The organism is Ruegeria arenilitoris, assembly GCF_013035315.1.
GTDB classification, from domain to species: Bacteria; Pseudomonadota; Alphaproteobacteria; order Rhodobacterales; family Rhodobacteraceae; genus Ruegeria; species Ruegeria arenilitoris_D.
The window spans coordinates 109,906-126,918 of sequence record NZ_WQHP01000005.1 but is presented as its reverse complement, the minus strand read 5'-3'; the positions used below and the strand labels follow the sequence as shown (position 1 = coordinate 126,918).

The window sequence follows — 17,013 nt, the reverse complement described above, 5'->3', positions numbered from 1 at the left end:
CAAAATCGGTTGCATTATTTCTCTACGGGCAATATTCCATCGGATAACGCATGCGATTCTGCATCGCGGCAAAGGATTAGATAAAGGAGGCCAACATGGCTCTGGACACCGACAGCGGCATCGCGTCGTACGAGGCACCGGAAAAAGACCTCTATGAGATGGGTGAAATCCCTCCGATGGGGTTTGTCCCCAAACAAATGTATGCATGGGCCATCCGCAAAGAACGCCATGGCGAACCGGATACGGCGATGCAGCTGGAAGTGGTCGATGTCCCAAAGCTGGACAGCCACGAAGTGCTGGTTCTGGTGATGGCAGCCGGCGTCAACTACAACGGTGTCTGGGCTTCTCTGGGCAAGCCGATCAGCCCGTTCGACGGCCATGGTCAGCCTTTCCACATTGCCGGTTCGGATGCATCCGGCATCGTTTGGGCTGTCGGCGACAAGGTAAAGCGCTGGAAAGTCGGCGACGAGGTCGTGATCCACTGCAACCAGGACGACGGCGATGATGAGCACTGCAACGGCGGCGACCCGATGTACTCGCCCAGCCAGCGGATCTGGGGCTATGAGACGCCAGACGGTTCGTTCGCACAGTTCACCAACGTACAGGCTCAGCAGTTGATGCCGCGTCCCAAGCACCTGACTTGGGAAGAAAGCGCCTGCTACACGCTGACACTGGCAACCGCTTACCGTATGCTGTTCGGCCATGAACCGCATGACCTCAAACCTGGTCAGAACGTTCTGGTCTGGGGCGCGTCGGGTGGTCTGGGTTCTTATGCGATCCAGTTGATCAACACTGCTGGTGCAAATGCGATCGGTGTGATCTCAGACGAAAGCAAGCGCGACTTCGTCATGGGGCTGGGCGCCAAAGGCGTAATCAACCGCAAGGACTTTAACTGCTGGGGCCAGCTGCCTACGGTCAACACCCCTGAATATGCAGCCTGGCTGAAAGAGGCGCGCAAGTTCGGTAAGGCGATCTGGGACATCACCGGCAAAGGTGTGAACGTTGACATGGTCTTCGAACACCCGGGCGAAACCACATTCCCGGTCTCGTCGCTGGTCTGTAAAAAAGGCGGTATGGTCGTAATCTGCGCCGGCACCACCGGTTTCAACTGTACCTTCGACGTACGTTACATGTGGATGCACCAGAAGCGCCTGCAGGGTTCGCACTTTGCGCATCTGAAACAGGCGTCGGCAGCGAACCAGCTGATGGTCGAACGCCGTCTGGACCCCTGCATGTCCGAAGTCTTCACCTGGGCCGACTTGCCTGAGGCGCACATGAAAATGCTGCGCAACGAGCACAAGCCGGGCAACATGTCGGTTCTGGTTCAGGCTCCGCGCACCGGAATGCGCACGCTGGAAGAGGTTCTGGCCGCACGCGACTAAGCCGCGTTAACTTTTATGCAACACACCCGCGAATCGGTTTTTCGGTTCGCGGGTTTTTCTTTTTCGCACTTAATCATTTACTTTCAAGGTCTTGCGGGGCGTAGGCCCGCTGTTTTTGGGGAGTAGAAACCAGTGAATAGGCTAAAAAAAGCGTCACATGCTATGGTTGTGTTAACCCTTCGTTAACCGTTTCGGAGAGACCCTGATGGCGCAAAATGAGTGGATACTGGACGTTCTGTCGGACCTCAGCGCCTTTGCTGTGGAAAACGGTTTGACCGCGTTGGCCGAGCAGTTGGACGATACCAAACTGATCGCCGCAGCCGAGATCGCGTCCAGAAAGAACGAGGTTCGGGCGCCCGCGGATGGCAACAAAACTCGATATGAGCCGGGTTCTGGAGGACTTGGAAAACACCAGCACGCTTGATGAACTCGGCGATGTTGCCACGCGCCTGCGGGACAGGCTGCAGGTCGAACACCTGATTTATCACTGGGTTGATGGGGCTGGTGATCAGTACGGATACACTACCTATCCCGACGACTGGGCCGAAAGGTACCGCGAACGAAATTACCACAGAATAGACCCGGTTATCCTGGGCTGTTTTCAGCGTTTTCATCCGGTGGACTGGAAGACACTGGATTGGTCAAGCAAGGTTGCCAAGACCTTCCTGAAGGATGCGCTCGAGCATGGTGTTGGCAACCAGGGATATTCTATTCCGATCCGGGGGCCGAATGGTCAATTCGCCTTGTTCACGGTCAACCACACCTGCAATGACGATGCCTGGCTCAAGTTCATCGAAACCCATGGCCGCGAGTTGATCCTGATTGCGCATTACTTCAACCGCAAGGCACTTGAGTTCGAAAGCGACCGTCAGCCCGAATCCGCGCGTGGATTGTCACCGCGCGAAGTGGACGCTCTGACGCTGCTGGCCTTGGGTTACAGCCGGGCGCAGGTGGCACATTCCCTGTCGATCTCAGAACATACGCTTCGGGTTTATATCGAAAGCGCCCGCGCCAAACTGGGCGCGCAAAACACTACCCACGCTATCGCCACGGCTCTGAGTCGAGGGTTAATAGTGGTTTAAGGACCGCGCGCTATCAAAACAAGAAATTAACCTAGACTCCGTACCCCCTTTGTTCCTGTACAGGACGACAAGGGGAAAAGAGTCATGTTGCGCTATGTCTATGCCGATGAATTGCACAAATATCCAAAATTGGCCGAGGGGATGTTTCGGGATCGCGCCGACCAGTTCAAGACCCGGCTGGGTTGGGATGTTCACGTCAACGACAAAGGGGAAGAGCGGGATCAGTACGATGATCTGAACCCGATCTACGTGATTTGGGAAGAACCCGACGGCAGCCACGGCCAGTCCGCATACCGCCGGTGCTATTCTGCTCAGCGGGGTGAGATGATAGAAGGGTTCGGTCTGACCCATATTGCAGGCGTTTTCGATGCGCGCATAGATTCGGATCTATCGCCTGATTGGGTCGTCTCCGATTGTGTTGGGCACACAAGGTAAGGGGCGTGATCAGGTATCGGTCGGGCTATGGCCGTATTCGGCGGACGACTGCAATCGCGTCGCGCAGCGGGCGGGCATCCCGCGTGAGCTGTCGCGGCTTTGGTTCAAGACGGCTTTCGGAGTTGGTACACAGCCACGGTTTGCTTTGTCTGCCTGACACAGCGAAAACCGAAATCCACATCTGGTGATAGCGGGCGCGGCCTTGTAGGGTCGCGCCATGTCTTTGCCCCCCGTGACTTTTTCTGACGACCAGGCCGCCGCGTATGACAGCATCTCAGAGATGCTGAAGTCGGCAGGCGTAGACCTTGATGATGATGCGCTGCTGAAACTTCCGGGGAACGGAAAATCCGGCGTGATGGCCGTGATTGGCAAAGCGGGGTCCGGCAAGACGCTGTTGCTGGCCGAACTGTATAAGGCACTGGCGGAAACCGGCGTTCAGATTGTCTCGGGCGATTTCGAAAGCCGCAAAGCTCGCGACAAGCGCAGTCTGGCCATTCTGGCCCCGACGAATAAGGCTGCCAGCGTCTTACGCCTGCGCGGGGTGCCGGCGACGACGATTCACCGCATTCTCTACACTCCTGTCTATGACCCGGAATATGAACGGATCGCCGAGTGGCTGGCAGGCAATGACGAACGCCCCGAGATCGAAGGCCTGACTGACGAAGCGCTGGATCGCGCGGCGGCGTTCTACGAAAACAACAAATCGATCCCCGGTGCTTTGGCTGCGGCCGGGCTGCGCGGGTCGGACTTCATTACCGGCTGGAAACGTCGGGAAGAACCTTTGGACATTGGCTTTGTCGACGAAGCCTCGATGTTGGACGACCGGCAATTCGAGGACCTGCAAGAGATATTTCCGACGCTTCTGTTGTTTGGGGATCCGGCGCAGTTGGCCCCGGTCAACCAATCCGGCAGCATGGTGTTTGACGCCTTGCCCGAGCCGCGCAAGCAAATCCTGCACAGGGTGCATAGGCAGGATGCAGATAACCCAATTCTGGATCTGGCTCATGCTATGGCGGACCCGCAGATGGGGTTCGAAGACTTTGAGCGCATGGTCGAACAGACCGCCCGTAAGGACGACCGCGTTGTCTGGGGGCAGCGGGTCGAGGTGGATCTGATGGCACGCAGCCCGGTTCTTGTTTGGCGCAACGCGACACGTATTCGGCTGATCCAAGCGTTCCGCCAGGTGCATGGTGCACCTGACACGGAACTGCTGGAAGGTGAACCGCTTGTCTGTGACGGGATCGAACTGCCGTTGAAACACCGCAAAAAGCGTCTGGACCTTGAGGCGCGCGGGCTGATCAAGGGCGCGCAGGTCATCTATCTGGGGCCGGGGCGCAAGCCGGGCTTTTCGCGTCTGCACGTGATGGGTGCCGAAGACCCGCAGGTCAGCGCAGCCTCGATCGTGAAGATCGAGATGCCGGACGAGGAAGAGCCATTTATCCCCTATGCGGCCCGTATGGGGGCGACCTTTTTGCATGGCGCTGCGGTGACCATTCACAAGGCGCAAGGCTCGCAGTGGGACACTGTTCAGGTCTTTGCCCCTGACATCTACGCGGCTGCGCGCATGGGCCGGACTGAGGCAGGCCAGCCGTTGTGGAAACGCCTGGCCTATGTGGCGATTACTCGGGCGCAGGAGAGGTTGATCTGGGTCGTGCGGAATAGGCTGGCCAAACCGACCTATCCGCTGCGAGTGGATGATCTGCGTGCCGTTCCGGCGGCTTCCCTGACACTGGAGGCGGAAGAGACATGAAATCCATCATCGTAACCGGCGCAAGCTCGGGTATTGGTCGGGCCACAGCCGAGCTCTTCCTGGCCGAGGGCTGGACCGTCGGCCTTCTGGCGCGCAGTGCGGACACGCTGAACCAGATGGCGGCGGACCACGCCAATGCCGTACCTCTGGTGGCGGATGTCACCGACGCTCAAGCCGTCGAAGCCGCTTTTGAGGCGTTTCAGGAAAAGACAGCCCGCCTGGATGTCCTGTTCAACAACGCAGGCATATTCGCGCCCGGCGGCACAATCGACGAGATCGCCTTGGACGACTGGTACCAAAGCGTCAACGTCAATCTGAACGGTATGTTCCTGTGTGCCCGCGCGGCCTTTCGGATCATGCGCCAACAATCGCCGCAGGGCGGGCGCATCGTCAACAATGGCTCAATCGCCGCCCATGTCCCGCGCCCCAACTCGGTGCACTATTCGGCAACGAAACACGCCATCACTGGTCTGACGCGCAGCCTGTCGCTGGACGGCCGGGCGTTCAACATTGCCTGTGGGCAGATCGACATCGGCAACGCGCGCACTCAGATGGTTCAGGGTCTGGTCGATGCGGCCATTGCCAACGGGCAGGAACCCGACCCAACAATGGCCGTTGAAGATGCCGCACGGTCCGTCCTGCATATGGCGAACCTGCCGCTTGAGGCGAACGTCCAGTTTATGACCGTTATGGCGACCACGATGCCTTACATCGGACGTGGATAACGATCAGTTTTCGCGCAGCAATCGGAACGCGGTCGAAGCCCCCCAACCTGCCGCAATGGCAATGACTAACGACATCAGGCCGTACCAGACCGGCTGCTGGCGAGACATGTTGTACAGGAACCGCTCCAACCCGACTTTACGTACGTCGATTGTGGTTTCGAATTGGGAAATGACCGAACCACCGCGGGTCAGGAAAATCCGCGCCGCGTATTCGCCTTCGGTTAGGTCTGCCGGCATCTCGATCGAGGTTCTGAACAAGGTCTGCTCGTCCACGGCCACGGTATCCTCGCGGATTGAATACAACCCTTCGTCTTCGCGGATACGCACGACCGCATCGGCAAAGTCCTGTGCGCCACGCACATTCATGGCTGCGCCAACAGACCGGATCGCCCGTTCGATTGAAATCCGATACCGGAGGTCTTCGGTATCCAACAGGATATCGTCCAGTGGTCCGCTGGTCGCAACCGCATAGAAACTGGGGGCAAGGTCAACCAGCACGCTGTCGGTGTTCACCCAGATACCCAGTTTGCGTTCTTTCCGTCGCACGGTCACCGGGCTGGAGGGGCCAGCCAATGCCACGATCACCTCAAGTGGAGGCCCGTCGGGAATAGGCGCTTCGCGTTTTACTGCACCAAAGATCAGAATTTCAGAACCGTCGAAGTTGGCCGTAATGGCCACGCGATCCTGGCTGAGGCCCAGAACAACCGCTTCGTCTGTGGCCAGCGCCGGGCTGGCGCAGAAGGCAAGCACTGCAAGCAAGCGTTTCAGCATGATCAGTGCCCCCCGCCAGTACCAAGCGAGTACAACTCGGCCGGTTCAAGCAACAGGTCCAGAGCCAGCTTGCCGCAGACCACCAGAACCAATGCGGCCAGCAGCACGCGCAGCTGTTCGGCTGGCATACGCGCCCCGATCACAGTGCCGATCTGGGCCCCGATCACACCGCCGACCAGCAGCAGAACTGCCAAAACAACGTCGACGGTATAGTTCGTGGTTGCGTGCAGCATGGTGGTGAAGCCAGTCACGAAGATGATCTGGAACAGGGAGGTTCCGACAACCACCTTGGTCGGCATTCCCAGCAGATAGATCATCGCGGGGACCATGATGAAGCCGCCGCCGACGCCCATGATGGCCGACAGAATGCCGACGAACAGACCAACCAGCGCTGGTGGAATGACCGAGATATACAGGCCCGAGGTTCGAAACCGCATCTTGAACGGCATCGCATGGACCCAGCCCCTCTGGCGGCGCTTGGGCGGTGCGGACCCGCCTTTCTTGGATTTACGCAGCGCGTTCAGGCTTTCGATGAACATCAAGCTGCCAACCACGCCAAGGAACACGACGTAGCACAGAGTCACAAGCAGATCGACCTGCCCCAGCCCCTTGAGATAGTTAAAGATCACCACACCAAGCGCGGCGCCCGTTAACCCTCCTATCAACAAGACGGTCCCCATTTTCAGGTCCACCGTCTTTCGTCGGAAATGCGCCAGCACGCCTGAGAACGAAGACGCAACGATCTGGTTGGCCTCGGTCGCAACTGCAACGGCGGGCGGAATGCCGATGAAGAACAGCAGGGGCGTCATCAAAAAGCCGCCGCCGACACCGAACATGCCCGACAGGATGCCGACCATCCCTCCAAGCCCCAAAAGCAGGAAGGCGTTGACGGAAACTTCGGCGATAGGAAGGTAAATTTGCATATCGAGCTACTGAACGAGGGCTGACGGATCACGAATGGTGGCGCAGGCTGCCTCGGGTGGGAAAGGGGGTGAATTTGATGCGACGCGCGGCAATAAAGCACCGACGCCCCATAGCGAATTTTTGTGCAACGGGTATTGTGTCAGCAGATTGATAAGGCTGAGAAACCCGGCGTGCCCCAAATCTTAGGCGCTCATGCGATATCGCCAGCCTGTTCAGGGCCAGCTTTGAGTCGCGGGATATATTTGGGGGCACGTGCATACCCCTTTAGAACGGTTGCGGCATGCAAAATCAACTCTGCATGCCGCTCTGCAGCGAACAGGACTGAACTGAGTCCGAAACTGGACTTATCAGCGTTCTTTCACATAGGGCTCACCACCCGCGCGCGGCGGGATGGCTTTGCCCACGAACCCGGCCAGAATGACGACGGTCAGGATATAGGGCAGGGCGTCCATGACCTGTACCGGAATGACCACACCCCCCAAGTCGATGTTCTGGAATCGCAGTGCGACGGCCTGCAAAAGACCGAACAACAAGCAAGCCCACATCGCGTGCCACGGCCGCCATTTCGCAAAGATCAGCGCGGCCAGTGCGATAAATCCACGACCGGCAGTCATTTCTTTGACGAACCCGGCCTGCAACGCGGTCGCCAGATAGGCACCGGCGATCCCGCAGAGCACACCGCAGATGGCAACCGCTGCAAAGCGCAGGCCTACGACCGACACGCCAGCGGTATCAACGGCGGCGGGGTTTTCACCCACAGCCCGCAGGCGCAGACCAAAGCGTGTGCGATACAGAATCCACCATGTTAGCGGGACCATCAGAAAGGCGATGTAGACCAGAATGGAATGGCCCGACAAAAGCTCGGAGTAGATCGGGCCAATAATCGGAACACCACTGATGGCTTCGGCGAAGGGGAACTCGATCGGCTCAAACCGACCGCCACCGAACAGCGATGGCGTACGACCACCTTGTTGGAACCAGCTTTGCGCAATCAGCACGGTCAGGCCCGAGGCCAAAAAGTTGATGGCAACGCCCGAAATCAGCTGGTTGCCCCGGAATGTGATCGAGGCAACACCGTGGAGCGCCGACAGAACCAGCGACGCGCCGATACCGGCCAGCAGGCCCAGCCAGACCGACCCTGTCACGGCTGCGACTGCCGCTGAGAAGAAGGCCGAGATCAGCATTTTGCCTTCCAGACCGATGTCGAAAATGCCCGCGCGCTCGGAATAAAGCCCTGCCAGACAGGCCAGCAGCAGCGGCGTGGCCAGACGGATGGTCGAGTCGAGGACCTGGATAAGTGTAACGAAGAACTCCATCACTCGGCCCCTTTCCGCATACCCAGGAACAGCTTTTCAAGCGGCATGCGAACCATGTTGTCCAGCGCCCCGGTGAACAGGATCACCAGCGCCTGAATAACGACGATCAGCTCACGCGGGATCGAAGTCCAAAGCGCAAGCTCTGCGCCACCCTGGTAGAGAAAGCCGAACAGGATTGCGGCGAGAAAAACGCCGAACGGATGCGACCGACCCATCAGCGCCACGGCGATCCCGATGAAACCTGCGCCCTCGGTCGAGTTCAGAACCAGACGTTCCGCCTCACCCATCACATTGTTGATGGCCATCAGACCGGCCAGAGCACCCGAGATCAGCATCGCGATAATGGTGATCCGCACCGGCGAAATCCCGGCATAGACCGCTCCGGTTTCAGAATGGCCGTATGCGCGAATTTCATAACCCAGCCGTGTCCGCCAGATCAGCGCCCAGACAACCACGCAGGCCAAAAGCGCCACGAAGAACGAGATATTCGCGGGCGCACCACGGAACATTACGTTTTCTGCGGTCGAGAACATCGACTGGAAAGTCGGCAGGTGAACGGTTTCCGGGAACCGCGCGGTGGCCGGGTCTTGTGAGCCCTGCGGGCGCATCACGTTGACCAGCATATAGTTCAGGAAAGCGGCGGCGATAAAGTTGAACATGATCGTTGTGATCACGATGTGGCTGCCGCGCTTGGCCTGCAGATAGGCCGGAATTGCAGCCCATGCGGCACCAAACAAAGCGGCCCCCAAGCCTGCGGCCAGCAGGGCAATGCTCCAATGCGGCCAGTCGATATAAAGGCAGACCATCGCTACGCCAAGTCCGCCTAGCATTGCCTGACCTTCACCACCGATGTTGAACAGACGTGCGTGAAAGGCGACGGCCACAGCAAGTCCGGTGAACATGAAGTTGGTGGCGTAGTACAGGGTATAGCCCCAGCCATAGGTTGACCCCAGCGCGCCGGTTACCATCAGGTTGACGGCCTCAACCGGGTTTTCACCGATGGCAAGGATCACCAGCGCGGAAAGAATAGCGGCCAGTATCAGACTGATCAGCGGGATCAGAACGACGTCGGCCCATTTGGGCATTTTATCCATGTTACGCGGCCTCTCCCGCAACACCGGCCATCAGCAGGCCCAGTTCTTTTTCATCTGTTTCATGGGGCAGACGCTCACCCATGATATGTCCGTCAAACATCACCGCGATCCTGTCAGAGAGCGAGAAGATCTCTTCCAACTCGACCGATACCAGCAGGATCGCCTTACCCTGATCGCGTAGGGCAACGATCTGTTTGTGAATGAACTCGATCGCGCCGATGTCGACACCGCGGGTCGGCTGGCCCACCAGCAAAAGGTCGGGGTTACGCTCGATCTCGCGCGCGACGACGATTTTCTGCTGGTTGCCGCCCGAAAAGCTCTTTGCGGAAAGCCACGCGTTCGGGGGGCGGACGTCAAATTTCTCGATCTTTGCTTCGGTATCAGCACGCAGGGCGGCGTTGTCCATGAAGATCCCGCGCTTGTAGGCGGGGTCCCTGTGATAGCCGAAGGCGACGTTTTCCCAGGCGTGAAAGTCCATGATCAGACCTTCACGCTGACGGTCCTCGGGCACGTGCGCGATGTGCTGAGCCCGGCGGGCCTGCCCGTCCGACCCCGCGCCGCTTAGCGCCAAGGGCGCGCCGTTCAGCTTGATCGATCCCTCTCCTGGGCGCATGCCGCCCAGAACCTCCAAAAGCTCCGACTGACCGTTGCCGGCAACACCGGCGATGCCGACGATCTCTCCGGCGCGTACGGTCAGGTCGATGCCTTTGACACGCTCGACACCTGCCGAGTCAAAGACGCGCAGGTTCTCGACCTCAAGGATAGGCTTGCCAGGCTGTGCGGGCACCTTGTCGACCTGCAGCAGAACCTTACGACCGACCATCAGCTCGGCCAGTTCTTCGGGGCTGGTGTCGGCGGTTTTGACGGTGGCGGTCATCTGCCCGCGCCGCATGACCGAAACGGTATCGGTGTTTTCCATGATTTCACGCAGCTTGTGCGTGATCACGATGATTGTTTTCCCTTCGGCCCGCAATCGGTCCAGAATGCGGAACAGCTGATCGGCCTCGGCCGGGGTCAGAACACCGGTGGGTTCGTCGAGGATCAGAATCTCGGCCTTGCGATACAACGCCTTCAGAATCTCGACCCGCTGCTGCATCCCAACGCCGATCTCGTCGATGCGCTTGTCGGGGTCGACGAACAGTTCGTATTCTTCTTCCAGAGCCTTCAACTCTTTCCGGGCCTTGGACAAGGACGGGGCCAGTAGCCCACCATCTTCGGCGCCTAGAACGATGTTTTCCAGAACGGTGAAATTCTCGACCAGTTTGAAATGCTGGAACACCATTCCGATGCCAGCCGCAATCGCGGCCTGACTGTCAGGGATGTCGGTCTTGTTGCCGTTAATCCAGATTTCGCCTTTGTCGGCTTTGTAGAAGCCGTAGAGAATGCTCATCAGCGTGGATTTGCCCGCACCGTTTTCACCGATGATCCCGTGGATCGTGCCGGGGGCGACGCTGATGGAAATGTCTTTGTTGGCCTGAACCGGCCCAAAGGCTTTGGAAATCCCTTTGAGCTCAATGGCGGGGACGGTCATGTCTTGCCCTCAATTGCCGAAAGGCCGCGGTGCACACGCGGCAGAGTGGAGGCGAGGCGGAGGTCAAACCCCCGCCCCGCGCGTTATCAGAACTGCAGTGCCGGGCAGCTGTCGTTCTCGTAGTAGCTAACGACCGAGATGTCGCCGTCGATGATGCCACGACGCGCGGCTTCAACCGCGTCAGCCATTTGTGCGTCAACCAGCTCGCGGTTGTTGTCGTCGATCGCAACGCCAACACCTTCTTCGGCCAGACCCATCGCGAACTTGCCGGTTTCCAGATCGGTACCCGCTGTCATCGCGTCATAAACGGCAACGTCCACGCGCTTCAGCATCGAAGTCAAAACCTTGCCGGGGTGCAGGTGGTTCTGGTTGCTGTCCACGCCGATCGACAGGATGCCTTCGTCGGCTGCGGTCTGCAGAACGCCAACACCGGTGCCGCCAGCGGCCGCATAAATCACGTCAGCGCCCTGGCTGATCTGTGCCTTGGTCAACTCGGAACCTTTCACCGGGTCGTTCCATGCTGCAGGAGTGGTGCCGGTCATGTTGGCAACGACGTTGATGTCCGGGTTCACGGCCTTGGCGCCTTGCGCGTAGCCGCAGCCAAAGTGACGGATCAGCGGGATATCCATACCACCGATAAAGCCAACGGTGCCCGATTCCGAGGCCATCGCGGCCATCATGCCAACCAGGTACGAACCCTCATGCTCGGCAAAGCTGACCTGACGGATGTTCGGAGCGTCCAGCCAGTTCACGTCAACCGCAACAAACTTGGTGTCAGGATAGTCGCCAGCAACAGCGGACAGCGGATCAGCCATGGCAAAGCCCATGGTGATGATCGGGTTGGCACCGGCCTCAGCGAAACGGCGCAGAGCCTGTTCGCGCTGTGCTTCGGACTGAAGCTCGATCTCACGATAAGTGCCGCCGGTCTCATTGGCCCAACGCTGCGCGCCGTTGTGGGCCGCTTCGTTGAACGACTTGTCGAACTTGCCGCCAAGGTCAAAAATCAGGGCCGGTTCGGCCAAGGCTGCACCTGCCGTCAGTGCGACAGCGGCGGCAGCGCCCATCAAAGATTTCATCAGGGTCATTTGTTACTCCCGTTGGTTATTGTCGGTCGGGGCCAAGATAGCCCCGTTCACCCACTGTGAGCGAGCATAACTGTTGTGATGGCGGGAATTAAGGCCGTTTGCAACCGCCGTGGTCAACTGATTTTTGACCAAATGGTCGAAAAAAAGCAGCGTGATGGCTTACCGAAGTGAAAAATTCATCACGATCGCATCTATTTTCTGATTGTTCTCGCGCGGATAATATCCTTTGCGCAGCCCGCAGCGGCGATACCCACAGAGGTCGTACAAAGCGATCGCGGGTAGATTGTCTGCCGCAACGTCCAGTATCGCACGGGTGGCCCCTAGTTCTGCGGCCTGCGCATGCCATTCGCGCATCCGCGCAAGGGCCATGCCTTGGCGTTGCAGGGTTGGATGGGTCGCGATTGTCAACAGCTCAGCCTCATCCGCAATCACTTGAAACAGTGCAAATGATTGAGCGTTTCCAACAACATGAGTGAATCGATTTGCCAGAAGGCCGGCAAATTCATCCGCCGTCCATGGGCGCGACTGAGTGAAGGCCGCGACATGCGTTTTGGCTAACTCTTCCGGGGTCATCCGTCCAACAAAACCGGAGCAGTGTCCTTGGACGGTGCCGCATCTGCAGGTCGCACATACAGAGGGGCCGGGGGCAAGGTCGTGGTCTGCCATCGCTGCCCGGTAATCCGGGCAATCGCGCAGACCTGCGCGTCCGCGTCGTCATTCATGATGAGAGGGCCGAGTGATTCTGCTTCGGCCTGCGCCATCAGCACCGGGCCTTTGTCAGGTACAGCAACGTAAACCTGTTCACGCGGTGCGCGGATAGCGGGCAGTGCGTCCGATGATACCTCGGCCAAAGCCTCGAATCCCGATACTCCTACGGCCGGTATCCCAAGGCCCAAGGCCAGACCACGTGCGGCTGAGACCGAGATGCGGATGCCGGTGAAGTTCCCAGGCCCAACGCCCACGCCGATTGCGGTTAGATCTTTCCATGCGCAACCGGCCTCAGCCAGAATATCTTCCAGCAGTGGCATCAGGCGTTCGGCTTGACCGCGTGTCATGGGTTCGACACGCGACGTGACGATTTGGCCACCGCGTAACAAAGCGGCCGCGCAATGCGCGGCCGATGTGTCAAATGCCAGAATGATCGGATCAGACGGCAACGGGGCGAACCTCGGTCACTTCGGGGATGTAGTGGCGCAGCAGGTTCTCGATGCCCATCTTCAGCGTCAGAGTCGAAGACGGGCAACCCGCGCAGGCACCCTGCATGTGCAGATAGACGACACCTCGGTCAAAGCCGTGGAAGGTGATGTCACCGCCGTCCTGCGCAACCGCCGGGCGCACGCGACTGTCCAGCAAGTCTTTGATTTGGTTCACAACCTCTGCATCCTCACCCGTATGCTCGGCATGGCCCGACGCCGGGGTTGCGTCCGCGCCGATAACCGGTTGGCCGGATTGGTAGTGTTCCATGACAGCACCCAGGATCGCAGGCTTGATGTGATCCCACTGAACGTCGTCTGATTTAGTGACGGTCACAAAGTCATTGCCAAGAAATACGCCAGTCACGCCGTTGACCGCGAAAATCCGTTTGGCCAAAGGAGATTTCTCACCGGCTTCCGCCGACGGGAAATCTGCAGTGCCCGCTTCCAGCACGGTCTGGCCGGGCAGGAATTTCAAAGTTGCGGGGTTCGGCGTGGATTCGGTCTGGATGAACATGTCACGGCTCCGTTTCAGTTGGTTCTGATATGCGGGTCCGCGCCGGATAAGTCAAGATTTGGAACGATTCTAAATTTCAGCGGCCAGCCGTATTGCATCATCCAACCGATCATCGCCCCAGAACAGCTCATCCCCAACCAGAAAGCTGGGCGCGCCGAACAGGCCCTTGGCTTGCGCAGTTTTGGTCTGCGCTATGAGGGCTTCTTTGATCTCAGGGTCTTTGGTCATGTCCATCAGGTCTGCCGGTAATTCCGCAGCCTTCAAGCAATCCACAAGAACTGACTCTTCTGACACATTGCGACCATCAGCAAATTCGGCCGCGTACACCGCGCGCACGAAACGGCCTTTCTGGGCCTGATCCTTTATCGCCAGAGTCAGCCGCGCGGCCTTCAGGCCGTTTTGTGGGAACGGGTCTGGCTGACACAGTGGCAGGCCGCGCTGGGCTGTCAAACGCTCCATATCGCGCCACATATAGCGCCCCTTGGCCGGGTAGATGTTGAAGGGCGAGTTATCCCAGCCTTGCGCCGCGAAAATGGGACCCAACAGAAAAGGGTGCCATTCCACGTCCACACCGTGCTGTGCCGCCGTCGCTTCGATTCGCATGGCGCTGAGGTAGGAATAGGTCGACGCGAATTCGAACCAGAATTGGATGCGGCGCTGCATGAGGTGGACCTCAGGTGATGGCTTCAAGCTTTTCCTTGCTCAGATCACCGGGCACGATCGTTATCGGGATTGGCAGGCTGCCAGAATTCTTGGTCAACTGCGTCACTAAAGGACCCGGCCCCTTCTTTTCGATACCTGCACCCAGAACCAGAACGCCGATTTCGGGGTCGGACTGAACGTGTTCAATGATCTGAGGAACGGGTTCACCTTCGCGAATGGACAATTCGGGGTCGATTCCCTGTTTGTCACGCATCCATTTGGCGAATACCTCGTAATGCGCGTGGATACGTTCCCGCGCCTCTTCCCGCATGGTTTCCGCGACACCAATCCAGTGGTTGAACTCATCCGGCGGTATGACAGACAGGATTGTCACACCCCCGCCGGTATGGGCTGCGCGCATTGCAGCGAAACGCATCGCATTCAGGCATTCGCGGCTGTCATCAAGAATGACTAGAAACTTACGCATGGGTATCCTCATGTATTTCGGGGATCATGCCTGACCTGATACGGGCTGGCAACAGAGTGGATGACTAGCGGGCGCTTGCAGCCCAGTCCCAGTACAGTTCGCGCGCACGGCGCGCAATTGGTCCGATCTGGTATTGCGTATCTTCCAGGGCAGTGACTGGGGTAATCTTGTTCATGTTTCCGGTCATAAATACCTCGTCCGCCTCGTGGAAGTCTTCGAAACCAAGGACAGATTCGTGTACCGTTACACCATCAGCGCGCAGGTTCTTGATATGCCGCGCGCGGGTGATTCCCGCTAGGAATGTGCCGTTTGGAGTAGGGGTGAACACCTCGCCATCGCGCACCATGAAGATGTTAGCCGTGGCTGTTTCCGCCACGTGGCCCAGAGCGTCCGCGACGAGGGCATTCGAGAACCCCTTGGACCGGGCTTCTTTCAGCATCCGAGCGTTGTTCGGGTACAGGCACCCAGCTTTGGCATTGACTACCGCAGATTCCAGAACGGGTCTGCGAAACCGGGTGGTGGTCAGCGTGACCGAAGCAGTTTCGGGGGCCATTGGGATTTCTTCCAAACAGATGGCAAAGCCCGTGCTGTCCTGCTGTGGAACGATTGCTGTGACGTCGCCGTCTATTCCCCAATACATTGGGCGGATGTAGACGGCAGAGCCTTTGGCGTAGCTATCCAACCCTTCGCGAACAATCTCGACCATCTGTTCGGTCGTCACTGTCGGGGTCAACATCAGTGCTTCGGCGGAACGGTTTACCCGTTCGCAATGGGCCTCAAGATCGGGGGCCAGCCCGTCGAAGAACCGCGCGCCGTCAAAGACCGAAGACCCCAGCCAAGCGCCATGATCCGCCGCCCGCATGATAGGGGCGTCCCCGTTGTGCCACTGACCATCAAAATAGGTGCGGATATTTTTACCAACTGCCATGACGCCCTCCTTTGCCCTTGGGGCAACCTAGGAAGGCGTCACGGGAAGGTCCAGCGCAATCAACCCTGTTTTGCGCCCACCATACCCACGATTTCGTAGGTCTGTTGCAGGATCGGAGCGGCGATCGCCCGTGCCTTTTCCGCGCCTTGGGCAAGAATCCGGTCAATCTCGGCCTCTTCACCCATCAAACGGGCCATCTCGGTCGAGATCGGGGATAGTTTGGCCACGGCCAGATCAGCCAGCATCGGCTTGAACTCGCCAAACTGCTTTCCGCCAACTTCGGCCAGTACCTGTTCCGCCGTCTGATCGCTAAGCGCAGCATAGATGTTGACCAGATTGCGCGCCTCAGGGCGTTCGGACAGGCCATCAACCTCAGAGGGCAGAGCGTCCGGGTCTGTCTTGGCCTTGCGGATCTTCTTCGCAATCGCGTCGGCATCGTCAGTCATGTTGATCCGGGTCATGTCGGACGGATCCGACGAAGACATTTTCCGCGAACCATCGCGCAGGTTCATCACGCGCGGTGCAGGGCCGCCGATGACCGGTTCGGTCACCGGAAAGAAATCCACGCCATAGTCATGGTTGAACTTGATTGCGATATCGCGAGTCAGCTCCAGATGCTGTTTCTGATCCTCGCCTACGGGCACATGCGTCGCGTGGTAGGTCAGGATGTCTGCCGCCATCAACGCCGGATAGGCGAACAGACCCAGCGAGGCGTTTTGAGCGTTCTTGCCTGCCTTGTCCTTGAACTGAGTCATCCGCTGCATCCAACCCATGCGGGCGATACAGTTGAAAATCCAAGCCAACTGAGTGTGCTCGGCCACCTGACTTTGATTGAACAGGATGGATTTTTCCGGGTCCAGACCGGCGGCAATGAAGCCGGCGCAAACCTCGCGTGTCTTCTCACGCAGTCGGGCCGGGTCTTGCCAGACGGTGATCGCGTGCAGGTCGACCATGCAGTAAATGGTCTCGTAATCTTCGCCCTGCATATCCACAAAACGCTTGAGCGCACCGAGGTAGTTGCCAAGGTGCAGGTTTCCCGAAGGCTGGATGCCGGAAAACACGCGCGGCGTGAATTGAGTTTCGGTCATCGAAGGGAACTCCCGTCTGGAAAAATCAGCCCCCGTCGCTTACCCATGAGGTCAAGGGACGTC

At 58.6% G+C, this 17,013-nt stretch carries 19 protein-coding genes; 6 read left to right on the top strand and 13 right to left on the bottom strand.

Translation table 11 applies throughout. The annotated features are described in order from the left end of the window. Window positions 1-95 precede the first annotated feature (95 nt). From ccrA to GOV53_RS12395, 6 genes are all read left to right on the top strand, one after another. Window positions 96-1,382 (top strand): crotonyl-CoA carboxylase/reductase, encoded by a 1,287-nt coding sequence (gene ccrA, locus GOV53_RS12420; RefSeq protein ID WP_170427041.1) that lies wholly within the window; start codon window positions 96-98, stop codon window positions 1,380-1,382. 205 nt (window positions 1,383-1,587) lie between these two features. Then, window positions 1,588-1,806, top strand: a complete 219-nt coding sequence (locus GOV53_RS12415; RefSeq protein WP_170426876.1) for a hypothetical protein — start codon at window positions 1,588-1,590, stop codon at window positions 1,804-1,806. Continuing rightward, window positions 1,745-2,464, top strand: a complete 720-nt coding sequence (locus GOV53_RS12410) for a helix-turn-helix transcriptional regulator (protein ID WP_170467088.1) — start codon at window positions 1,745-1,747, stop codon at window positions 2,462-2,464. The genes GOV53_RS12415 and GOV53_RS12410 overlap by 62 nt, the downstream gene beginning before the upstream one ends. A gap of 84 nt (window positions 2,465-2,548) precedes the next feature. Continuing rightward, window positions 2,549-2,899, top strand: coding sequence for an acyl-homoserine-lactone synthase (locus GOV53_RS12405; protein ID WP_437436796.1), 351 nt, complete (start codon window positions 2,549-2,551; stop codon window positions 2,897-2,899). Window positions 2,900-3,116: 217 nt separating this feature from the next. Next, window positions 3,117-4,649, top strand: a complete 1,533-nt coding sequence (locus tag GOV53_RS12400) for an ATP-dependent DNA helicase (protein WP_170467086.1) — start codon at window positions 3,117-3,119, stop codon at window positions 4,647-4,649. After that, on the top strand, window positions 4,646-5,374 hold the full coding sequence (locus GOV53_RS12395) for an SDR family oxidoreductase (protein WP_170467084.1): 729 nt from the start codon (window positions 4,646-4,648) through the stop codon (window positions 5,372-5,374). Before GOV53_RS12400 ends, GOV53_RS12395 begins: the two co-directional genes overlap by 4 nt. Window positions 5,375-5,377: 3 nt before the next feature. On the opposite strand, the gene GOV53_RS12390 is transcribed toward GOV53_RS12395, so the two are convergent. From GOV53_RS12390 to trpS, 13 genes are all read right to left on the bottom strand, one after another. Next, the gene (locus GOV53_RS12390; protein WP_170427046.1) at window positions 5,378-6,145 is read right to left on the bottom strand and encodes a TIGR02186 family protein; all 768 of its coding nucleotides are present in this window, start codon (window positions 6,143-6,145) and stop codon (window positions 5,378-5,380) included. Window positions 6,146-6,147: 2 nt separating this feature from the next. Next, window positions 6,148-7,068, bottom strand: a complete 921-nt coding sequence (locus GOV53_RS12385) for a sulfite exporter TauE/SafE family protein (RefSeq protein ID WP_170427047.1) — start codon at window positions 7,066-7,068, stop codon at window positions 6,148-6,150. A gap of 348 nt (window positions 7,069-7,416) precedes the next feature. Continuing rightward, complete coding sequence (locus GOV53_RS12380) at window positions 7,417-8,385, bottom strand: ABC transporter permease (RefSeq protein WP_170427048.1); 969 nt, start codon at window positions 8,383-8,385, stop codon at window positions 7,417-7,419. Next, window positions 8,385-9,479: an ABC transporter permease gene (locus tag GOV53_RS12375; RefSeq protein ID WP_170427049.1), complete on the bottom strand. Its 1,095-nt coding sequence runs from the start codon at window positions 9,477-9,479 to the stop codon at window positions 8,385-8,387. Before GOV53_RS12375 ends, GOV53_RS12380 begins: the two co-directional genes overlap by 1 nt. 1 nt (window position 9,480) lies before the next feature. Further along, window positions 9,481-11,010, bottom strand: a complete 1,530-nt coding sequence (locus GOV53_RS12370; protein ID WP_170467082.1) for an ABC transporter ATP-binding protein — start codon at window positions 11,008-11,010, stop codon at window positions 9,481-9,483. 86 nt (window positions 11,011-11,096) lie between these two features. Next, entirely contained in the window at window positions 11,097-12,095 is a 999-nt protein-coding gene (locus GOV53_RS12365; protein ID WP_170467080.1) for a BMP family lipoprotein, read from the bottom strand. A gap of 159 nt (window positions 12,096-12,254) precedes the next feature. After that, on the bottom strand, window positions 12,255-12,668 hold the full coding sequence (locus GOV53_RS12360) for a GNAT family N-acetyltransferase (RefSeq protein ID WP_170467078.1): 414 nt from the start codon (window positions 12,666-12,668) through the stop codon (window positions 12,255-12,257). Next, complete coding sequence (tsaB, locus tag GOV53_RS12355; RefSeq protein ID WP_170467075.1) at window positions 12,665-13,252, bottom strand: tRNA (adenosine(37)-N6)-threonylcarbamoyltransferase complex dimerization subunit type 1 TsaB; 588 nt, start codon at window positions 13,250-13,252, stop codon at window positions 12,665-12,667. The genes GOV53_RS12360 and tsaB overlap by 4 nt, the downstream gene beginning before the upstream one ends. After that, entirely contained in the window at window positions 13,242-13,805 is a 564-nt protein-coding gene (locus GOV53_RS12350; RefSeq protein ID WP_170427054.1) for a NifU family protein, read from the bottom strand. Before GOV53_RS12350 ends, tsaB begins: the two co-directional genes overlap by 11 nt. 69 nt (window positions 13,806-13,874) lie before the next feature. Further along, window positions 13,875-14,468, bottom strand: coding sequence for a 2-hydroxychromene-2-carboxylate isomerase (locus GOV53_RS12345; RefSeq protein WP_170467073.1), 594 nt, complete (start codon window positions 14,466-14,468; stop codon window positions 13,875-13,877). A 10-nt stretch (window positions 14,469-14,478) separates the two neighbouring features. Then, window positions 14,479-14,934: a universal stress protein gene (locus GOV53_RS12340; RefSeq protein WP_170427056.1), complete on the bottom strand. Its 456-nt coding sequence runs from the start codon at window positions 14,932-14,934 to the stop codon at window positions 14,479-14,481. A gap of 64 nt (window positions 14,935-14,998) precedes the next feature. After that, window positions 14,999-15,862: a branched-chain amino acid aminotransferase gene (locus GOV53_RS12335; protein ID WP_170467071.1), complete on the bottom strand. Its 864-nt coding sequence runs from the start codon at window positions 15,860-15,862 to the stop codon at window positions 14,999-15,001. A 59-nt stretch (window positions 15,863-15,921) separates the two neighbouring features. Continuing rightward, the gene (trpS, locus tag GOV53_RS12330) at window positions 15,922-16,950 is read right to left on the bottom strand and encodes a tryptophan--tRNA ligase (protein WP_170467068.1); all 1,029 of its coding nucleotides are present in this window, start codon (window positions 16,948-16,950) and stop codon (window positions 15,922-15,924) included. Between the last annotated feature and the right edge of the window lie 63 nt (window positions 16,951-17,013).